Source organism: Comamonas guangdongensis, assembly GCF_041079535.1.
Taxonomy (GTDB): Bacteria; Pseudomonadota; Gammaproteobacteria; order Burkholderiales; family Burkholderiaceae_C; genus Comamonas; species Comamonas guangdongensis.
Genome location: NZ_JBFYGN010000009.1, coordinates 39,596 through 58,838, shown reverse-complemented (window position 1 = coordinate 58,838; position 19,243 = coordinate 39,596). Strand labels below are relative to the sequence as shown.

The following is a 19,243-nucleotide window of genomic DNA, read 5'->3' as shown; positions in this document are numbered from 1 at the left end:
GGTCTCTTCGCCCCCCCGTACAAGTCAGTCTCGTGACATTTGCCACTAGCGTGCTGCGGCGCAACAAACCGATAATGGCAGGCGTTGCCCGGGTTTCCATCCCGCACCCGGCCCGGCACTCCGGCATCCGCCCCAACCTCAGTTCGTGAACCGAGCTTCGCCGCCATCGTCCGCCCATGAGTCTTGTCCAGCCCCTCCCCCCCGGCCCACTCGATATCGTGGGCGATATCCATGGCGAATCCGAGGCGCTGGAACAGCTGCTGGGGCACCTGGGCTATGACCACCAAGGCCATCACCCCGATGGCCGTCGCCTGGTCTTCGTGGGCGACTTCTGCGACCGCGGGCCCGACAGCCCCTCGGTGCTGGGCCTGGTCATGCCCATGCTGGCCTCGGGCAAGGCCTCGGCGGTGCTGGGCAACCACGAGATCAATCTGCTGCGCGAGGACGCCAAGGACGGCTCGGGCTGGTTCTTCCGCAGCCGCCGCGAATCCGACCAGCCCAAGTACGGCCCCTTCGCGCACATGCCCATGCAGGATGCTCCCGCCGTGCTGGCCCAGCTCAACCGCTTGCCCATAGCCCTGGAGCGCGAGGATTTGCGCATCGTCCACGCGGCCTGGCGGCCCGAGCAGATCGCCATGGCACGCCAGCTGCCTGCGGGCGGGGCCCGCAGCGTCTACGACCAGTACGAGAACGTGGCGGCCCGGCAGGCCCAGGCCAGCCGCGTGGCCGAGCGCGTGCGCCAGGAAACGCTGCGCTGGCCCCACAGCCTCGAAGACCCGAAGTGGCCGCCGCCTTTTCTGGCCGCGCACAGCGAGACCGAGCTGGCCAAGGCCATGGTCAATCCGCTCAAGGTGCTGACCACCGGCGTGGAGCGCGAATGCCGCGAGCCGTTCTACGCCGGCGGCAAATGGCGTTTTGTGGAGCGCGTGGCCTGGTGGAACGAATATGCCGACGAGACCGCCGTCATCGTCGGCCATTACTGGCGCCGCCTCCTGCCCGGCGATGCGGCCGCCCACGGCGCACAGGCGGAAAACCTGTTCGGCCACACCACGCCGCTGTCCTGGCACGGACGGCTCGGCAATGTGTTCTGCGTGGACTACTCGGTCGGCGGCCGCTGGGTCGCGCGCCTGAACGGCGAGGACCCGCAGCGGCGCTTCAAGCTCGCGGCCATGCGCTGGCCCGAACGCACCCTGGTGTTCGACGACGGCGTGCAGGCCGCATCGGAGAACTTCGGCGCCGGGCACGCGGCCTGAGCCCGGCCCGAGCCGATGCAGGCATCAGCGAAACACACTGACAGCCTCGTCCAGCTGCCGGGTCTGGGTCTGCAGGCTCTCGGCGGCCGCAGCGTTTTGCTGCACCAGGGCCGCATTTTGCTGCGTGATGGAATCCAGGTGGTTGATGGAATGATTGGCCTGCGAGATGCCGTCGCGCTGCTCATGGGTGGCGCCGCTGATCTGGGCGATCAGCGCCGTGACCTGCTCCACATGGACCACGACCTCCTCGATCTCGGTGCGCGTCTTGTGCACCAGCGTGGCACCGCTTTCCACGCGCCCGGCGCTGGAGTCGATCAGCTCCTTGATCTCCTTGGCGGCGTTGGCGCTGCGCTGGGCCAGGGCGCGCACCTCGCTGGCCACGACGGCAAAGCCGCGCCCCTGCTCACCGGCGCGGGCCGCCTCCACGGCCGCATTCAGTGCCAGGATATTGGTCTGGAACGCGATGCCGTCGATGACGCCGATGATGTCGGTCATGCGGGATGAGCTGCTGGCGATTTCGGCCATGACGTCCACCACCTTCTGCATGGCCTGGCCGCCCTGATTCACGGCCTGGCTGGACTTTTCGGCCAGGGTATTGGCCTGCTGGGAAGTGGCATCGTTGTTCTGCACCGTGGTGTTCATCTGCTCCATGAACGCGGCCGTCTGCGCCAGGTTGGACGCCGAATGGTCGGTGCGCTCGCGCAGATCTTGGTTGCCGCGCGAGATTTCCTCGACCGCCGCGCGCACGCTGCTCACCTGCTGGCTCACGTCGTCGATCAGCCAGCGGAACATCAGGCCGAGCTGGCTGATGGAGCGCATGGTCATGCCGATCTCGTCGACGCGGTCCATCTGCACCACATTGCGATTGTTTCCCGTCGCCACATCCAGAGCCTGCTTGCGCAGCTGCTCCATGGGCCGCGCAAGCTGCCGCTCCAGCAGGTAGTTGCCGACCACAAATACCACCGTGATCGAGGCATAGGCCAGAACATCGCCGGTATGCAGGCCCTGCCGCGCAAACAGACTGAGCATGCTCAGCGCCCATATCAGCAGCATATTGAGCCGAATCCGCGAGCGCACGGAAATCACCTGCCCGAGAGAAAAGAGGCGCCGCCAGCCGGAGCGGATCAGCAGCCCCTTGAACAGCTGCTTGCCGCGAGCCTCTCCCTTGAGCATGGACTGGTAGAGCTTTTGCGCGCTCTGCACCTCCTCGCTGCCGGGCTTGGTGCGCACCGACATATAGCCCTGGGTGACGCCGTTTCGAATAATGGGAATCGCATTGGCCCGCACCCAGTAGTGGTCGCCGTTTTTGCAGCGGTTCTTGACCAGGGCGCTCCAGGGCTCGCCGCTCTTGAGCGTGCGCCACAGATCGGCAAAAGCCTCGGGCGGCATGTCGGGATGGCGGACCAGATTGTGCGGCTGGTGATAGAGCTCGTCGAGCCCGAAGCCGCTGACCTGAACAAAAGCCGCATTGGCATAGGTGATGCGGCTCTTGGCGTCCGTGGTGGACATCAGGGTTGCACTGTCGGGAAACTCATACTCACGCTGTGTCACTGGCTGGTTGATACGCATGTTTGCTCCGTATGAAAAACCGAGATCCGGGATCAAATATGCATCTTTTCCTTACATTCAGTGACAGCAAATTTGCGTTGCGAATCCGACTGTCGTTTATTTCACCAAGACCCGATGCCAGGAGCTGCACAAACGCTGGTGCACCAAGGCTTTGCACGCTTTCTCGCCCTGATTTGGTGCATGCCCGGAGCCCGATTTCGGCAGAGACTGCCCGCGATGATCTGGTGCGACGGCAGCCCTCGCCGAGGTACCGAGAGCGCAGCGGCAAATTGGGTTCAAATAGCCCTGTCACGGCGCCCAGGCCCATGGTCTGTTTTTGAGGTCGCCAGCCGGGCTGCCGCAGCGGTTTTCTCTGCATCCCTCCTGCAGCCCGCATGGAACAAGGAAGTTTTATTTATGCAAATCGCCACCTGGAACGTCAACTCTCTTTCCGTCCGCCTGCCCCAGGTACTGGACTGGCTCCAGGCCAATCCCGTCGATGCCCTGGGCCTGCAGGAGCTCAAACTGACCGACGACAAGTTTCCCCACGCGGCCTTCGAGGAGGCCGGCTACCGCGCGGTAAGCCATGGGCAAAAGACCTATAACGGCGTGGCCTGGATCACGCGTGCCCAGGCCAGCGACGTGGTGCGCAATATTCCCGGCTTCGACGACGAGCAGGCGCGCATCATCGCCACCACGATAGACTCGCCGGCCGGGGAGATCCGGCTCATCAACGGCTATTTCGTCAACGGGCAGGAGCCGGGCTCCGAAAAATTCGCCTACAAGATGCGTTGGCTGGAGGCGCTCCACGCCTGGGTCAAGCAGCAGCTAGCCCAGCACCCGCGCCTGGTGCTGGTCGGCGACTTCAATGTGGCCCCCGAGGACCGCGACTCCTTCGATCCCGTGGGCCTCAAGGACACGATTCACCACACGGTGCAGGAGCGCGAGCATTTCCAGGGCTTGCTGCAGCTCGGGCTCACGGACGCCTTCCGCATGTTCGAGCAGCCTGAGAAAAGCTTTTCCTGGTGGGATTACCGCATGCTCGGTTTTCAGAAGAACCGCGGCCTGCGCATCGACCATATCCTGGTCAGCGATGCGCTGAAGGCCAGCGTCAGCGCCTGCTCGGTGGATCGCCAGCCACGCAGGAACAAGCAGCCCAGCGACCATGCACCGGTCATAGTCACTCTGGGCTGAGCTGGCGCCGACACGCGCGACTATCAGTCGAACTCTTCGTCGTCCAGGCCCAGTTCCTGCAGCTTGCGCGTGATGGTGTTGCGGCCTATGCCCAGGCGATTGGCCGCCTCGACTCTTCGGCCATGGGTGGCCCCGAGTGCCGTGCGCAGCAACTGGGCCTCGAATTTCTGCGAGAGCTGATCCCACACATCATGGCAACCCTGGGTCAGCAGCTCCTCGGCCTGCCTGCCCAGACCCTGCAGCCATTCATCGGGCACGCAGCCGTCGGACAGGGCAGCCGCCGTCGCAGGCACCGATTCCTGGGCCGCGGGCGCCCGGACCAGCTCGGCGACCGCCGGGGCTGGCTGAGCATGGCCAGCCGCTGTATTGAGCACCTCGGGCGGCAGATCCTTGAGTGCGATCTGCTGGGCAGGGGCCATGACGGTGAGCCAATGGCAGATGTTTTCCAGCTGACGCACATTGCCGGGAAAGCCGAAGGACTGCAGCCTGTGCATGGCCGCCGTGCTCATGCGCTTGGGCTCCACGCCAAGCTGGCGCGCGCTCTGCTGCAGAAAATGCTGGGTCAGCATGGGCACGTCTTCCCTGCGCTCGCGCAGAGCGGGCAGGCGCAGACGGATGACGTTGAGGCGGTGGAACAGATCCTCGCGGAAGACTCCATCCTTGACGCGCTGCTCCAGATCCTGGTGGGTCGCGGCGATCACGCGCACATGGGCCTTGACGGCCTGATGGCCGCCCACCCGGTAGAAATGTCCGTCGGACAGCACGCGCAGCAGGCGCGTCTGCAGCTCGAGCGGCATATCGCCGATTTCGTCGAGGAACAGCGTGCCCCCTTCCGCCTGCTCGAACCGGCCGCGGCGCTGGGTCTGGGCGCCCGTGAAAGCGCCGCGCTCATGGCCAAACAGCTCGGACTCCAGCAGATCCTTGGGAATGGCCGCGGTATTGATGGCCACGAAGGGCCCGCCGGCGACCGGTGAGTGCTTGTGCAGCGCACGCGCCACCAGCTCCTTGCCCGCCCCCGACTCGCCCGTGATCAGCACGGTGACATGGCTCTGGCTCAGCCGGCCTATGGCCCGGAACACGTCCTGCATGGCCGGCGCCTGACCCAGCATCTCGGCCTGCACGGGCGCCTGCACATCGGCCACCTCCTCGCGCTGGCTTTCCTCCACGGCGCGGCGGATCAGTTCCACGGCCTTGGGCACGTCAAATGGCTTGGGCAGATACTCGAAGGCCCCGCGCTGGAAGGCGGACACCGCGCTGTCCAGGTCGGAGTAGGCCGTCATGATGATCATGGGCAGGCCGGGCTGCTGCGCCCTGACCTGCTCCAGCAGCTCCAGGCCCGAGCCGCCGGGCATGCGGATGTCGCTGACCAGCACCTGGGGCGCCTGGCGCGCGGGGTCGCTGCTGTCCACATCGGCCAGGGCCTTGAGCACATCGCGCGCCTGGGTGAAGCTGCGAATGGGCCAGCCTTCGCGTCCCAGTGCTTTCTCAAGCACAAAGCGGATGGAAGGGTCGTCGTCCACAATCCAGATCGGCTTCATTCGTGCAACTTCCTTCCCTTCTTCGGCAGATTGATGATCTCAGGCGGCTTACGGCAGGGGAATCAGAATGCGGAAATCCGTTCTTCCCGGCTGGCTCTCGCATTCGATCAGCCCATGGTGACGCTGCACAAAGGTTTGCGCCAGCGTCAAACCCAGGCCAGAGCCGCCGTCCCTGCCGGACACCAGGGGATAGAAAATTCGCTCCTTGATGGCATCGGGCACGCCTGAACCGTTGTCGATGACATGCAATTCCAATGCCAGTCTGTAGCGCTGGCGCCCCAAAGTGACCTGGCGCGCCACCCGGGTGCGCAGAATGATCTCGGCATCGCCCTGGGCCATGCGCAGGCTCAGGGCCTGGGCGGCGTTCTGCACGATGTTGAGCAAGGCCTGGATCAGCTGGGCGCTGTCGCCGCGGAATTCGGGAATCGAGATGTCGTAGTCGCGCGTGATCCTCAGCCCCTGCGGGAACTCGATCAGCACCAGCGAACGCACCCGCTCGCAGACCTCGTGGATGTTCACATCGCCGACTTCATGCGGGTGGCGGTGCGGAGCCAGCAGGCGGTCGACCAAGGCCTGGAGGCGGTCGGCCTCATGCACGATCACGGTGGTGTATTCGCGCAGCTCCGGCGTCGGCAAATCCATCTGCAGCAGCTGGGCCGCGCCGCGAATCCCGCCCAGCGGATTCTTGATCTCATGCGCGAGATTGCGGATCAGCTCCTTGTTGGCCTGGGCCTGCTCGCGAATGCGTTCCTCGCGGTCCTGGCGGGCCTGCTGCTCCAGCGGCCACATCTCCACCATGACATGGCCGACCTGCTCGACCACCGACACCGTGACATGCACGGGCAGGGGCTCCTGGCCCAGACGCAGCAGACCGGCTTCGAAGCGCAGCGCCGCAAAGTCGTTGGAGCGAGCGCCGCTGAGCGCCTTGTCCAGCAAGGCGGGCTCGGCAAAGCAGAGCGCGAAATCGCTGGCCTCCATGGTGCGGCGAGACTGGCCCAGCGCGTTTTCCAGCGCCGCGTTGACGAAGCGCACGGCGCCTTGGGCGTCAAGCACCGCAATCAGCGTGCACAGCCAGTCCAGCGCCTGGTAGTTCCTGGCATCTGCTCCAGCCGCTGTGGTGCCGGCTGGAGTGGAAGGGGGGACAAGTGGATTCATGCAGCAGAACCGGTGTGGCCAACCCCAGGGGCTGGATTAGTTGACCGCAGGCAGCCGGTCCATCTCGCGTTTGATGCCTGCAATATCGCTTTCCTGGCGTGCGATATCGGCCTTGAGCTTCTCCACCCGCTCCGGATAGCCCTGCGGGTTGCGCAACTCCAGTGCGGTGCGCACCGGGTTGCCGTCGTTGTACTCGGTCTTGAGCTCGGTCAGTCTGGCCTGGGCCTTGCTCAGCTCGGCCTGCAAGATGGTGCGGGCATCGGAGTCGCGCGCTTTTTGTGCAGCGCTGTCGGCGCGTGCCGGTGCCGGTGCCGGGCTGGCCGCCGCCGTCCCGGCCTTGGCCGGCTTTGGCGCTGCTGCGGCGCCTGCGTTGCTCGCCGGGCGGGTGCCGTGAATCACCGTCACACCGCCGCCATCCACGGGCTTGCAGCCCTTGGCCTTGGCCTGGGAAACATTGTTGGTGTACTCGTTGCCGCAGCGGTAAATCACATCCTGCGACCAGACTGCACCGGCAGCGGCGAGCAGGATCGGCAACACAAAAAACTTCTTCATTGGCTCCTCTCGGGCAGACAGCGATGGCATACCTGCAATGGTGCGAGTATCGCTCCTAGCTCGCCGACTGTAGCCACTTCTTGGTCTCCGAAGCGCCTGATTGGTTCCTTGGCTTTGCCGGCATCAAGACCTAGCAATAAAAAAGGCGGCCAAGCCGCCTTTTCTGCCCTGCCCGCCTTACAGCGAGAAGTACATGTCGAATTCGACGGGGTGCACCGACTGGCGATAGCGGGTCACTTCGCTCATCTTCAGATCGATGTAGGCGTCGATCAAGCCGTCGGTGAACACACCGCCCTTGGTCAGGAAGGCGCGATCGGCGTCCAGCGCTTCCAGCGCCTGGTCCAGGCTGTGGCACACGGTGGGCACCAGCTTGTCTTCCTCGGGAGGCAGGTGGTAGAGGTCCTTGGTCGCGGCTTCGCCGGGATGGATCTTGTTTTCCACGCCGTCCAGGCCGGCCATCAGCAGAGCCGAGAAGCCCAGGTAGGGGTTCATCAGAGGATCGGGGAAGCGGGCTTCCACGCGGCGGGCCTTGGGGTTGCTCACGTAAGGAATGCGGATGGAAGCGGAGCGGTTCTTGGCCGAGTAAGCCAGCTTCACGGGCGCTTCAAAGCCAGGAACGAGGCGCTTGTAGCTGTTGGTGCCGGGGTTGGTGATGGCGTTCAGCGCACGGGCGTGCTTGATGATGCCGCCGATGTAGTACAGAGCGAAATCGGACAGACCGGCATAGCCGTCGCCGGCGAACAGGTTCTTGCCGTCCTTCCACACAGACTGGTGCACGTGCATGCCCGAGCCGTTGTCGCCGGGATAGGGCTTGGGCATGAAGGTCGCGGTCTTGCCGTAGGTGTTGGCCACGTTCCAGATCACATACTTCATCAGCTGTGTCCAGTCGGCGCGCTCGACCAGGGTGCTGAACCTGGTGCCGATTTCGTTCTGACCGGCGCCAGCCACTTCGTGGTGGAACACTTCGACGGGAATGCCCAGGGATTCGAGGATCAGCACCATTTCGGCGCGCATGTCCTGCGTGCTGTCGACGGGAGGCACGGGGAAGTAGCCGCCCTTGTTGCGCGGACGGTGGCCGCGGTTGCCAGTGTCGAACTTGGTGCCGGTGTTCCAGGGGGCTTCGTACTCTTCGATTTCGTAGAAGGTGTTGCCGGGCTGGGTATCCCAACGCACGCCATCGAAGATGAAGAATTCGGGCTCGGGTCCGAAGTAGGCGGTATCGCCGAGACCGGAGGCCTTCAGATAGGCTTCGGCGCGCTTGGCCACGGAGCGGGGATCGCGCTCATAGGCCTTGCCGTCGCTGGGCTCGATCACGTCGCACTGCAGAATCAGCGTGGTTTCTTCGAAGAAGGGATCGATGTTGGCGGTATTGGGATCGGGCACGAGCTGCATGTCCGAAGCCTCGATACCCTTCCAGCCGGCCACGGAAGAACCGTCGAAGGCGTGGCCCGAGGCGAACTTGTCCTCGTCGAAGTGCGACACAGGCACGGTCACGTGCTGCTCCTTGCCGCGGGTATCGGTAAAGCGCAGGTCCACGAACTTGACCTCGTTCTCCTGCACCATCTGCATCACGTCTGCAACGGTCTTCGCCATCAGATCTCTCCTGCCAACTTTGGCTGATCAAATAAAGGATGAAAAATATTTAGCAGTTTGCGTGCCAACTTGCGTTGCGTTTGACTGGGCAATGAAGCTGCAGCGGCACAGGCCGCAAGGATAAGCCTATTCATCACCAAGCCCATGCAGTTGGCACGGGCCGGGCTCGCAAACAGTGCCTGGCGCCAAACAGGTGCATATTGTCTCACCGCCAGGCGGCCCCGCATGAATGCACCATATTGGTGAGTTTATTTGCACCAATATGGTGCAAATCATGTAAATGTCGTTTCTTGGTGCAAGCACCACCCCGGCGGCGGCTTTCCATTGCTCACACCGGCTTCTGGGCAGCGGGCGCCGAGCCATGGGCAAACGGCACTTGCGGGTCGTCCTCGACGGGCACGGCCTGCGCGCGCATCTGCGCCAGAGCCGCCAGGCAGAAATGCGCAAACCAGAGTGCGGAAAACGCAAACACCAGCGCATAGATCCAGATGGCAATCGGAATCAGGACCCAGAACGCGGCCAGGAACACCAGGCCGGAAACCCAGACCACGCCCGGAGCCGCCCCCAGATACCCGCAGATCACGCCCATCAGGATCAAGGACAGGCGGTGGCTCACGAACAGGCCGCGGCGCTCGTTCTTGCTCGCGTGTTCGGACAGCGCATCGAAGGCCATGACCCGGTAGGTCAGCCAGCCCCAGATCAGCGGCGTCACTACCAGCATCAGCGGCGGAAATACCCACAGCGGCAGGGTCACGAGCAACGCCAGCAGCGCAATCAGCGTCGAGCCGCCCGACCAGAGCAGGCTGGCCACGGCCGAGCCACCGTGCTTTTTTTCCAGTTCGGGAAAGCGCTTTTCGGCCACCAGCTGCGCCAGCACCGGCGCCATGAACACGCCCACCAGCAACAGCACCGCCACGACCAGCACCGGTGTCACACCCAGCACCACAAAGATGGAGGCCACCACCTCCGAGGCATAGCCCACGCCATGGCCTTGCAGCCACAGCCACAGGGAATGCAGCCAGCCCACGCCGTCCAGCAGCCCCTGGACCTTCAGTACCGCATCGGCCCAGAAGAAATAGCCCAAGGCCCAGGACAGCAAGGCCATGGCCAACAGAGGGAACAGCGACCAAGCAATCACCCGCTTATGCAGGCAATACGCCAGCGCACGCCAAAAGGAGTCGAGTAGCAAGCCCATGGGGCATCAGCATACCCGAGCTTGGCGCCAGCGTGTTTACGATCTGCGCCCCTGCTCAGGCCCACCCCAGCAAACGCAAAATGCCGCGCCATTGCTGGGACCAGAAGCCCTGGCCATAATCGCGCAGCTGCCCCTGGGCATTGGGCTGGACCTGGTCGCGCACCCCCGTGGCGTCGTAGCGCAGATCGAAGTTGGCCGTGCCGAAGATCATGTCCCACCAGGGCAGGAGCACGCCGAAATTGTTGCCATGGGCGCGCTTGTTGCGCACGGGCGCCATGGTCTCGTGGCCTATGCCTACGGCGTGGTGGCGGCGGTGAAAGCGCGGGCTGATCCACAGGCGCTCACCGAGCTGGCCGAACCAGAGGCGCAGATTGGCGTGCTGCAGGCTCTCGCTGAGCTGGGTCAGCGCCACGATGGCGACGAACTGCCCGGGCGCCACGCCTATGATCTGGGCCGCCAGCACGACGATGGTGTCGTGGATCACATCGTCGAGCAAATGGTTGCGGTTGTCGCTCCAGACCGTCATCTGGCGCTGGGAATGGTGCAGCGCATGCAGCTTCCACCACCAGCGGTAATGGTGCTGGCCGCGATGGATCCAGTAGCCGAGCAGATCGAAGGCCAGCAGATAGAGGATGAGGCTGATCCAGGCGTTGTCCGTCACGCCCGGCCAGAGATTGTCGAGATGAAAGACCGGCAGCCCCCAGACATGCAGCCGACCCATGAGCTCGTCCCACAGCGGATCGAGCGTGAAGAACAGCGCCAGGCGAAACAGCCCCAGTCTATGAATCAGGGTGTAGAGCATGTCCACGCGTATGGCCTGCCTGTCCGTCACGGGCTCCACGGGCTTCCAGCGCTGCAGCGGCACGATCACCACCAGCATCACGGCGATCTGCAGCAAACCCACCAGCAGCCAGCCGGTGGCCGCATAGCCATCCTCCAGCAAATTGGCCATGCCCGCGTGAAACAGCAAGGGCTGCACCACGCTTTCGAAAAGGCGCTGCTGCGCGTCGGCAAAGATCTGAACCAACCAATCCACAATTCACTCCCGATGCAGCGCCTCAGCGGTGCTGTGCAATCCAGCCCTGGTACGCGGGGTGCTCCGCCAGCGTACGAAAACAGAAACCCCTGTCCAGCAGCCCCGTGATCAAAGGCTCGAGCGCAGCCGGTGCCCAGGGGTCTTGCCGCGACCAGATCCCCAGATGGGCCAGCAGGATGTCCCCGCCGCGAATGTTCTTGAGCGCCTGAGCCAGCAGGCGTTCGTTGGGATATTTGTCGCTGGGCAGCTCGTCCCCGAGAAATCCTGCGGGCGCCCAGCCCACCTGCTGGTAGCCGCCCTGCTGGGCCGCGGCAATCAGCGCCGGCGATGTCTTGCCGCCTGGAGCGCGGTACAGCGGCAAGGTCTTGCGCCCCGTGATCTGCTTCAGCCGCCTCGCGGAGCGCGCAATTTCCTCGCAGTACTCGGCGGCCGAGACCACAAAGCTCTGGCCCGTGCGCGGCCCGGCCGAGGGCCTGACCTTGAAATGCGTGACCTGGCCCGTGGCCTTGTCGCGGATATCGGCCAGCCAGTACATATGGTCGTAGGTGTGCGAAGCCAGCTGATGGCCTTCCTCGGCTCTTGCGCGCCACCATGGCGCCCAGAAGTCGCCGAGGCTGCTGCCACCCTCCTTCGCGGGCTCGTTGGCCGCAAAAAAAGTGACCAGCACCTTGTGCTTCTGCAGCACCTGGGCGACCAGTTGGGCGATGCCCATATGACCGGTATCAAATGTCAGGTAAACCGTCTTGCCGCAAGCGCTGGACGCCATGCTTTTTGTGGCACCCGGCACAGGCTGCTGGGCCCGGGCCAGCCATGGGGCGGCCCCTGCCATGGATGCGGCCGCGGCTGTGCAGATGAAATGACGTCTTTGCATCCACCCTCCTTGAGGTGGTAACACTGTCAGAAAGAGTCTGGCCCGCGGCCTTGGTTCCGCGGGCCGGTTCCGCCTCAGCGCGCCGCGTGGGCCAGGGTCCAGACGCCATGCGGCGACTTGCCCACATTGACCTGCTGCACCACCTTCTTCTCGACCGTATCGATGACGGACAGCTTGCGCGCCCAGCGCGAGCTCAGCAGGATGTAGCGACCGTCCGCGGAAACATCCATGCAGTCCGGACCACCGGGGGCAGGGTAGTTGGCCACGACCTGGTTGCTCACCATATCGATCTTGCTGATGGTGTTGGCCACGCGGTTGCTCACATACAGGTGGCGACCGTCGCCGGCCGCCCGGAACGCGTGGGCGCCGGCCGCGGTCTTGATCTGGCCCGTGCTGCGCGGCTCGGGGCCGGTGATGTCAAAGACCTCGACGCCATCGCCGCCGGTCAGCCCCACGAACAGCTTCTTGCCATCCGGGCTGCCGTAGACGTCGGCGGGCATGGGCCCCGTGGGCACGCGCGCCGTGATGGTCTGCGTGGCGATGTCTATGGCCACCAGCGCATCGCTGTCCTGCATGGTCGAGTACAGCGTCTTGCTTTGCGCATCGATGAACAGATGGCTGGGTGTCTTGCCGGTGGAGACGCGCTTGACCAGCGTCGGCGTCTGGGTCGCCGCATCCCAGCGGTAGAAGTCGATGTGGTTCAGGCGATTGGCGGCCGTGACGAACCACTTCATGTCCGGCGAAAAGCGCAGGTGGTAGGGATCGACGATATCGCGGATCACGCGCTGCACGGCGCCCGTGCGGGGGTCCAGCAGGGTCAGCGAATCGCCCAGCGCATTGGCCACGACCAGCGATTTCTCATCGGGGGTGAGGTAGAGGTGGTGCGGCTCCTTGCCCGTGGGGATGCGCGATTGCTCCTTCCAGGTCTGGGGGTCGATGACGCTGATCGAGGCATCCAGGGAATTGAGCACGAACACCGGCGTGGAGCCCGGCGCCGGCCTGGCCGTGGGCGCGCTCGCGGCTGCGGGCGCCGCCATGGGAGCAGGCGCAGAGGCCACGGGCTGTGAAGCCGCCGCCGTTGCCGACTTGGAGCCGGGCAGCATCGATGCCCCCAGCCATGCGGCCAAACCACCACCCACCACCAATGCCACAGCAGCGCCAGTGCGCCCAATAGAGAGACGTCCCACAACCACCACCTTCTCAGAATCCACGCAGTGTAGCCGCGCCGACGCGACCCTCACCTTCACTCACCCATAACGCGGCAGCACTTGTCAGCAAGCTGCCCGGCGCCGCCCATGCCCCAGTCCGGTCCACGCATACCTGCGCCGGCCGGGTTTTCGCTTTTCTATGCAAAAACAGGAGCAATCCACTCCCAATTTTCCTATGTTTTAAACACAATGACATTTGAACCCGTTGAAATCAAGGCGCATGCCGCTCATGATTTGATGAGCATCATCTACTTACAAAAAAGGAGCCCCTAGGGGCTCCCATGCAGAAGGCAGGCGTGGGGCTCAGACTTTCCACTTTTCCAGCAGCTTTTCGGGGCGCAGCGTGTCGTAGCCCTCGAACGGCTGGTGAATCCAGGGGTTGGTGGCCAGGAAGTCCACCGAGTAGTCGGGCTCGAAGGTCGACACGCCCTTGGTCCAGATCACGGCGCTGCGCAGCTCGGTGATCGGTGCGTAGTTGGTCTTGAGCATGGCGATCACGGCCTTGAGCGTGGCGCCCGAATCGGCCAGGTCGTCGACCAGCAGCACGCGGCCCGCGATCTCGCCCTTGGGGGTGGCGATGAAGCGGCCGATGTCCAGATGGCCCTGGACCGTGCCGGCTTCGGCGCGGTAGGAGCTGGTGGACATGATGGCCAGGGGCTTGTCGAAAATGCGGCTCAGGATGTCGCCGGGACGCAGACCGCCACGGGCCAGACACAAAATGGTGTCGAATTCCCAGCCAGACTGGTGGATCTTGATGGCGAGCTTCTCGACGAGACCGTGGTACTCGTCATAGCTTACATACAGGTGCTTACCGTCTTCCGTCAGCATGGTAGGTCCTATTGAATAAGGGTTTCAGTGAAAACCGTAGGCCGCGATTACTCGGCGCTGTACGGGTTGTGCATCAGGATGGTGTGGTCGCGGTCCGGGCTGGTCGAGACCATGGCGATGGGCACGCCGGTCACTTCCTGGATGCGGTCCAGATAACGACGCGCGTTGACGGGCAGCTTGTCGTACTCGGTCACGCCCACGGTGGATTCGGTCCAGCCGGGGATGGCTTCGTAGATGGGCTTGCAACGCTCGATATCGTCGGCACCCAGGGGCAGCAGGTCGATCTTTTCGCCGTCGAGCTCATAGCCCACGCACAGCTGCAGTTCTTCGATGCCGTCGAGCACGTCCAGCTTGGTGATGCACAGGCCCGACAGGCCGTTGATCTGGGCCGAGCGCTTGAGCAGGGCCGCGTCGAACCAGCCGCAGCGGCGCGAGCGGCCGGTGGTCACACCCTTCTCGGCGCCCACGGTGGACATGATCCAGCCGGGCGTGCCTTCCTTTTCCCATTCCAGTTCGGTGGGGAAGGGGCCGCCGCCCACGCGGGTGCAATAGGCCTTGGTGATGCCCAGGATGTAGTGCAGCATGCCCGGGCCCACGCCCGCGCCGGCGGCCGCATTGCCGGCCACGCAGTTGGACGAGGTCACATAGGGATAGGTGCCGTGGTCCACGTCCAGCAGCGTGCCTTGCGCGCCTTCGAACAGCAGATTGCCGCCCTCGGCATGCGCCGCGTTCAGCTCGCGCGAGACGTCGGCGATCAGGGGCTTAAGCAGCTCGGCGTGGTGCATGGCCTCGTCGTACACGGCGTCGAACTGGACTTCGCCGTCCTTCATATACGGAGCCAGGCCGGCGCCGAAGTTGAAGTTCTTGGAACCCAGCACATTGACCAGGATGTGGTTGTGCAGGCTCAGCAGCTCGCGCAACTTGGTGGCGAAGCGCTCGGGATGCTTCAGATCCTGCACGCGCAGCGCACGGCGGGCAATCTTGTCTTCGTAGGCCGGGCCAATGCCCTTGCCCGTGGTGCCGATCTTCTGCACGCCGCCCTGCTCGCGGGCCGCTTCGCGGGCCACGTCCAGCGCCTGGTGGAAGGGCAGGATCAGCGGGCAGGCTTCGGACACGCGCAGGCGGTTGCGCACCTCCACGCCGGCCTTTTCCAGGCCTTCGATTTCCTCGAACAGCTTGCCCACGGAAAGCACCACGCCGTTGCCGATGTAGCACTTCACGCCGGGGCGCATGATGCCGCTGGGAATCAGGTGCAGCGCCGTCTTCACACCATTGATGACCAGCGTATGGCCTGCATTGTGGCCGCCCTGGAAACGCACGACGCCGTTGGCGGACTCGGTCAGCCAGTCAACCAGCTTGCCCTTGCCCTCGTCACCCCACTGGGTGCCGACCACGACCACATTGCGACCTTTGGATGTTTTCATATTCCAACCCGATAAATCGAAGAATTAGTCAAATGCCTTGAATGGCTTGCACGACCCATTGCCCGCCGATGTTGACAAGCTCACGGTCGCAGTGGAACTCATCCACTTCGCTTTCATGCCCAGGCAGCACGCAGACCACCGTCTCGCCCTTGAGGCGCAATACGGAGATGGCCGCGGCCACCTGCTCGTCATCACCCCAGGGAGCGCGAATGGCTGCCTTGAGCGGACGCTCGGGCACGACAGCCACCAGTTGTTTGATATCGAGACTGAAGCCGGCCGCGGGGCGGTTGCGCCCGAACACGGCACCGACTTCGTCGTAGCGGCCGCCGCGCACCAGGGCATCGCTGCCGCCGGGCACAAAAATCGCAAAACGGGTGCCGCTGTAATAGGAGTAGCCGCGCAGATCGGCCAGATCGAAGCTGACCTTGACGCCGTCCAGACGCCGGGCCAGCCAGCGCAGATGCGATAGCACATCACGCACGCCAGCTATGCCTTCCAGCTGTTTTTCAGCCTTGTCCAGCACGTCCATGCCGCCATACAGCTGCAGCAGCGCCATCAGGCCTTCGCGCGAAGCCGCGGGGAAGCCGCGGGTCAGTTGCTCCAGCTCGGTTGCATCCTTGGCGGCCAGCGCCGCATGCACGCCGCGCAGCACCTGCTCGTCCACCATCACCCCGGCCAGCAGGCTGCGCACGATGCGCACATCGGCCAGGTCCACGATGATGTCCTTGACACCCGCGCTCTTGAGGCAGTCCAGCGCCAGGTGCAGGGCTTCGAGGTCTGCCTCCAGACCTTGATGGCCATAGATTTCCGCGCCGAACTGCAAGGGCTCGCGCGTGGCACGCGGGCGATCGGGCCGCGCATGGACCACGGAGCCGCAGTAGCACAGGCGGGTCACACCCTGGCGGTTGAGGAGATGGGCATCAATGCGCGCCACCTGCTGCGTCATGTCCGCACGCAGGCCCATAGTGCGGCCGGAGAGTTGATCGACGAGCTTGCTGGTTTGCAGTGCCAGCGCTTCACCGGTACCGGTGAGCAAGGACTCCAGATACTCCAGCATGGGCGGCATGACGAGCTCATAGCCATAGCTGCGCGCAGTATCGAGCAATCCTCGACGCAATTCTTCGATGTGCCGAGCCTCGGAGGGCAATACATCGGCGATGTGATCCGGCAGGACCCAAGCAGACATGGAGAAAGGGGGAGGCTGTTAAAAACGTGATTCTACCGGCTTTGCCAGCCACACCCAACTTGACCGACAAGGCCTAGGCGTTATCGCCGGTATTCACAGCCAGAACAGCGTGATGGCGCCCGCTGCGATACACAGCAATCCGCAAAAGCGCAGCTGCCCATCGCGCAGCTGCAGCAGCTGCGTGAACATCCGGCGCCACTGCTGCGGCGCCAGCAGCGGCAGCAGCCCCTCCAGAATCAGCACCATGGCCAGAGCCATGCCCAGCGACTCACCCCGTTCCATATCCACTCCCTAAACGAACAATGGCCCGCGAGGGGCCATTGTCTTCATGCATATCAGAGCTTACTTGCCTGCCGAGCCGCCATTGCGGTAGGCCTTGAAGAAGTCGCTCTGCGAGGGGTCCAGCACCAGCACATCGCTCTTCTTGGCAAAGCTCTCCTTGTAGGCCTCGAGGCTGCGGTAGAACTGCGCAAACTGCGGGTCCTTGCCAAAGGATTCGCCATAGATGCGGGCCGCCTCGGCATCGCCCTCACCCTTGAGCTTTTGCGCATCGCGATAAGCGTTGGCAATCGTGATGTCGCGCTGGCGATCGGCCTCGGCACGGATTTTCTCGCCTTCGGCGGCACCCGTGGAACGCAGCTCGTTGGCCACGCGCTTGCGCTCGGCCTCCATGCGTCGGTAGACCGACTCGGTGATGGTCTCTGCGTAGTCCACACGCGTGATACGCACGTCCACGATGTCCACGCCCCAAGGCTTGGCGCCGCGCACGGTCTCCAGCACCTCGCGCTTGACGTCGGCCATCAGCGCTTCACGCTTGGAAGACAGCAGCTCACGCACGGTACGGCGGTTGATTTCCTCCTGGAAGGCATTGCGCACCACGCGATTGAGCTGCATGGCGCCCGCGGATTCGTCCAGACCCACGTTGCGGATGTATTCCGAGGGCTCGGAAATGCGCCAGCGCACATACCAGTCGATCACCACGCGCTGCTTTTCGGCCGTGAGCATGGGCTCGGTATCCGTGCTGTCCAGCGTCAGCAGACGCTTGTCGATATAGCGCACGTTCTGGAACGGTGGCGGCCATTTGAAGTTGAGTCCCGGCTCGGTGATCACTTCCTTGATCTGACCCAGGGCATAGACCACGCCAAACTGACGCTGGTCCACCACGAACAGGGTGGAACTCAGCAAGGCCAGCACCACAAGAATGCTGGTGACAAAAAATCCGATTCGATTCACTGCATTCTCTCCTAGCGTGCGTCACGGTCACGGCTGCGGGCATCACGACCGCGGGCATCGCCGGCCGGGCTGGGCACCACACGCACCGTTGCGGGGGCTGAAGACGAGGCGCCAGCGGCGGCGGCCGCGCTGTCGCCGGAAGCGGCGGGAGCGGCGGCACCGCTGACGCTGTTCACGATCTTGTCCAGCGGCAGATACAGCAGATTCGAGCCCTGGCGCGACTCCACCAGGACCTTGGTCACATTGCTGTAGATCTGCTGCATGGTGTCCAGATACAGACGATCGCGCGTAACCTGCGGCGCCTTCTGGTATTCGGCATACAGCGAACTGAAGCGCCCGGCATCACCCTGGGCCTGAGCCACGATCTTGGACTTGTAGGCCGTGGCCTCCTCGCCCAGGCGTGCCGCCGTGCCCGCGGCGCGCGGCACCACGTCGTTGGCATAGGCCTGGGCTTCGTTCTTGGCGCGCTCGCGCTCCTGACCGGCCTTGAGCACATCATCGAACGAGGCTTGCACCTGCTCGGGCGGACGCACGCCGCCCTGCTGCAGATTGATGCCCACCACTTCCACGCCGACCTTGTAGCGGTCCAGAATGGTCTGCATCAGATCGCGCACGCGCGGCGCGATCTGATCGCGTTCCTCGGCCAGGGCCGTGTCCATCTTCATCTTGCCCACCACTTCGCGCACCGCGGACTCGGCCACCTGCACCACGGCCTCGGACGGGCTGCGGCTTTCAAACAGCCAGGCGCGCGCATCGCTCAGACGGTATTGCACGGCGAACTTGATCTCGACGATGTTCTCGTCCTCGGTCAGCATGGCCGACTCGCGCAGACCCGTGCTGCGCACGATGTTGTCGCTGCCCACGTCGGCAGAGCGGATCTGCGAGACATAGACCAGCTCATGCTTCTGTATGGGATAGGGCAGGCGCCAGTTGAAGCCCGCACCCACCGTGCTCTTGTACTTGCCAAACTGCGTGATGACGGCCTGCTGGCCTTCCTGCACGATGAAGAAACCGGTTCCCACCCAGATCAGTGCCGCCACGCCGGCGATCACGAAGATACCTTTGCCGGCATTGAAGGGCTCGGTCGGCTGGCCGCCGCTGCGGCCCGGCGGCATGCCGCGGCCATCACCGGGCTTGCCGCCGAACAGGCCCGAGAGCTTGCGATTGAGATCGCGCCAGAGCTCATCCAGATCCGGCGGCTGGCCCGGCTGGGAGGACTGCGGACGCGGGCGCTGCTCGGGCGCGGGCGGCGGCAGAGGACGCTCGCCTTCGGGGCGCGAACCGCCGGGCGAGGAGCCGTCTTCATTGTTGTTGTCGCCACGACCCCAGCGCGGATCGTTCAAGTTGAACATCCCGCGAATGCGTTGCGGCAGTACCGCCCAACGATGAACGCGTTGTGAAAAATTCATGCGAGAAGTCTCTGTGTTTT

The 19,243-nt window shown here is 64.1% G+C and carries 17 protein-coding genes; 2 read left to right on the top strand and 15 right to left on the bottom strand.

The window, feature by feature from the left end:
- Window positions 1-176: 176 nt before the first annotated feature.
- Complete coding sequence (locus tag AB6724_RS10030; protein ID WP_369338380.1) at window positions 177-1,253, top strand: metallophosphoesterase; 1,077 nt, start codon at window positions 177-179, stop codon at window positions 1,251-1,253.
- A gap of 24 nt (window positions 1,254-1,277) precedes the next feature.
- On the opposite strand, the gene AB6724_RS10025 is transcribed toward AB6724_RS10030, so the two are convergent.
- Window positions 1,278-2,822: a methyl-accepting chemotaxis protein gene (locus tag AB6724_RS10025; protein WP_369338379.1), complete on the bottom strand. Its 1,545-nt coding sequence runs from the start codon at window positions 2,820-2,822 to the stop codon at window positions 1,278-1,280.
- 396 nt (window positions 2,823-3,218) lie between these two features.
- Between AB6724_RS10025 and xth the strand changes: the two genes are divergently transcribed.
- On the top strand, window positions 3,219-3,995 hold the full coding sequence (gene xth / locus AB6724_RS10020; protein ID WP_369338378.1) for an exodeoxyribonuclease III: 777 nt from the start codon (window positions 3,219-3,221) through the stop codon (window positions 3,993-3,995).
- Between the two features lie 23 nt (window positions 3,996-4,018).
- On the opposite strand, the gene ntrC is transcribed toward xth, so the two are convergent.
- The 14 genes from ntrC to hflK all read right to left on the bottom strand — a co-directional run bounded on the left by ntrC (window position 4,019) and on the right by hflK (window position 19,223).
- The gene (ntrC, locus tag AB6724_RS10015) at window positions 4,019-5,533 is read right to left on the bottom strand and encodes a nitrogen regulation protein NR(I) (RefSeq protein ID WP_369338377.1); all 1,515 of its coding nucleotides are present in this window, start codon (window positions 5,531-5,533) and stop codon (window positions 4,019-4,021) included.
- A gap of 48 nt (window positions 5,534-5,581) precedes the next feature.
- Window positions 5,582-6,688, bottom strand: coding sequence for a nitrogen regulation protein NR(II) (gene glnL / locus AB6724_RS10010; RefSeq protein ID WP_369338376.1), 1,107 nt, complete (start codon window positions 6,686-6,688; stop codon window positions 5,582-5,584).
- 36 nt (window positions 6,689-6,724) lie between these two features.
- Entirely contained in the window at window positions 6,725-7,240 is a 516-nt protein-coding gene (locus AB6724_RS10005) for a hypothetical protein (RefSeq protein WP_369338375.1), read from the bottom strand.
- 177 nt (window positions 7,241-7,417) lie between these two features.
- Window positions 7,418-8,833 carry a type I glutamate--ammonia ligase gene (gene glnA / locus AB6724_RS10000; RefSeq protein WP_369338374.1) on the bottom strand — a complete coding sequence of 472 codons (1,416 nt, stop codon included), beginning with the start codon at window positions 8,831-8,833 and terminating at the stop codon, window positions 7,418-7,420.
- Between the two features lie 328 nt (window positions 8,834-9,161).
- Window positions 9,162-10,028 (bottom strand): EI24 domain-containing protein, encoded by an 867-nt coding sequence (locus tag AB6724_RS09995; protein WP_369338373.1) that lies wholly within the window; start codon window positions 10,026-10,028, stop codon window positions 9,162-9,164.
- Window positions 10,029-10,083: 55 nt separating this feature from the next.
- On the bottom strand, window positions 10,084-11,064 hold the full coding sequence (locus AB6724_RS09990) for a sterol desaturase family protein (protein WP_369338372.1): 981 nt from the start codon (window positions 11,062-11,064) through the stop codon (window positions 10,084-10,086).
- A gap of 22 nt (window positions 11,065-11,086) precedes the next feature.
- On the bottom strand, window positions 11,087-11,935 hold the full coding sequence (locus AB6724_RS09985; protein ID WP_439329852.1) for a polysaccharide deacetylase family protein: 849 nt from the start codon (window positions 11,933-11,935) through the stop codon (window positions 11,087-11,089).
- Between the two features lie 74 nt (window positions 11,936-12,009).
- Window positions 12,010-13,146, bottom strand: a complete 1,137-nt coding sequence (locus tag AB6724_RS09980; protein ID WP_369338371.1) for a YVTN family beta-propeller repeat protein — start codon at window positions 13,144-13,146, stop codon at window positions 12,010-12,012.
- A 300-nt stretch (window positions 13,147-13,446) separates the two neighbouring features.
- Complete coding sequence (locus AB6724_RS09975) at window positions 13,447-13,971, bottom strand: phosphoribosyltransferase (RefSeq protein WP_369338370.1); 525 nt, start codon at window positions 13,969-13,971, stop codon at window positions 13,447-13,449.
- 47 nt (window positions 13,972-14,018) lie between these two features.
- Window positions 14,019-15,395, bottom strand: coding sequence for an adenylosuccinate synthase (locus AB6724_RS09970; RefSeq protein ID WP_369338369.1), 1,377 nt, complete (start codon window positions 15,393-15,395; stop codon window positions 14,019-14,021).
- A 28-nt stretch (window positions 15,396-15,423) separates the two neighbouring features.
- Complete coding sequence (locus AB6724_RS09965) at window positions 15,424-16,581, bottom strand: ATP phosphoribosyltransferase regulatory subunit (RefSeq protein WP_369338368.1); 1,158 nt, start codon at window positions 16,579-16,581, stop codon at window positions 15,424-15,426.
- A gap of 93 nt (window positions 16,582-16,674) precedes the next feature.
- Window positions 16,675-16,863, bottom strand: a complete 189-nt coding sequence (locus AB6724_RS09960) for a DUF2065 domain-containing protein (RefSeq protein ID WP_369338367.1) — start codon at window positions 16,861-16,863, stop codon at window positions 16,675-16,677.
- Between the two features lie 60 nt (window positions 16,864-16,923).
- On the bottom strand, window positions 16,924-17,814 hold the full coding sequence (hflC, locus tag AB6724_RS09955; RefSeq protein ID WP_369338366.1) for a protease modulator HflC: 891 nt from the start codon (window positions 17,812-17,814) through the stop codon (window positions 16,924-16,926).
- 11 nt (window positions 17,815-17,825) lie between these two features.
- Window positions 17,826-19,223: an FtsH protease activity modulator HflK gene (hflK, locus tag AB6724_RS09950; protein ID WP_369338365.1), complete on the bottom strand. Its 1,398-nt coding sequence runs from the start codon at window positions 19,221-19,223 to the stop codon at window positions 17,826-17,828.
- Window positions 19,224-19,243: the final 20 nt, after the last annotated feature.